Raw genomic sequence first — 859 nt, 5'->3', positions numbered from 1 at the left:
TCGTTTACCGTGGTGCCATGAACTTGGGTTTTTGCTTGGAGGCGGCGAAAAGCGGCAGAGTGAAGCACCCGCGCACGATCGCGTTGATACGGGCTACGGTGGTCATCACGCCTTATTTTATGTTCATCGTCATTTCGATGTTGCCATTCTTGTTCGAGTTCAAAGGGTGGTTCGAGTGGAGAATTCAAAATAGCACCTATCAAATTGATTTATTTAGCTAATTACATTCAACTTATACCCAGCTAGCTTATCTCGTCTAGTGATAATTCAAAGCTCGGCGCAAATGTGGTGAGAAAGTAGTCCATTTCCGGGCTTTTACGCTGTTCGAGAGTCTCTTCTAGTCGGCGTTTCGCTTGTTCGTACTCATGGTTGCCCGCACTGAGTTCCTCCAAACACTTGAGGTAAGCGCAGATAGTGTCGGCTTGCTTAACGATGCTTTGCTCTTCTTTGTTTGCTGTTCCAGATATCAAAAACGGGGAGAAGTCGTCTCGGAACTCTTCTGGCAGCATTGAAAGCAGTCTTTGCTCTGCTGCCGCTTCTATCTTCTTATACTCTTGTGCGATGTCTGGATTGTAGTATTTAACTGGCGTCGGCAAATCACCTGTTAGCACTTCACTGGTATCGTGGTACATGCCAAGCAGAGCAATGTGTTCTGGGTTGAGTTTGCCATCAAACTTCTTGTTTTTGATAAGCGCCAAGGCGTGGGCGACGAAAGCGACCTGTAGGCTATGCTCTGAAATGTTCTCGCTTGAGACTGAGCGCATCAGGGGCCAGCGTTGAATCAGCTTCATACGGGCAAGATGGGCAAAGAAATGGCTTTGTTTCATAAGAGTCCTTTTAGTACCAATCGTAGTAAATA

The 859-nt window shown here is 46.6% G+C and carries 1 protein-coding gene and 1 pseudogene; both read right to left on the bottom strand.

Annotated features, from left to right (window positions below; genetic code table 11):
• Window positions 1-188: pseudogene (locus AB4496_RS28715) on the bottom strand (dGTPase); the annotation flags it as partial.
• Window positions 189-242: 54 nt separating this feature from the next.
• Entirely contained in the window at window positions 243-827 is a 585-nt protein-coding gene (yfbR, locus tag AB4496_RS28710; RefSeq protein WP_009847276.1) for a 5'-deoxynucleotidase, read from the bottom strand.
• Window positions 828-859 lie beyond the last annotated feature (32 nt).

The sequence above is a fragment of the Vibrio sp. 10N.222.46.A1 genome, assembly GCF_041473595.1.
Taxonomy (GTDB): domain Bacteria; phylum Pseudomonadota; class Gammaproteobacteria; order Enterobacterales; family Vibrionaceae; genus Vibrio; species Vibrio tasmaniensis_A.
Note: the sequence above shows the minus strand (reverse complement) of the source record. Positions and strands in the feature narration are given on the sequence as shown.

What these genes read in the sequence shown, in the direction of transcription:
- yfbR (WP_009847276.1), bottom strand. Translation starts at nt 827, where the DNA reads ATGAAACAAAGCCATTTCTTTGCCCATCTTGCCCGTATGAAGCTGATT.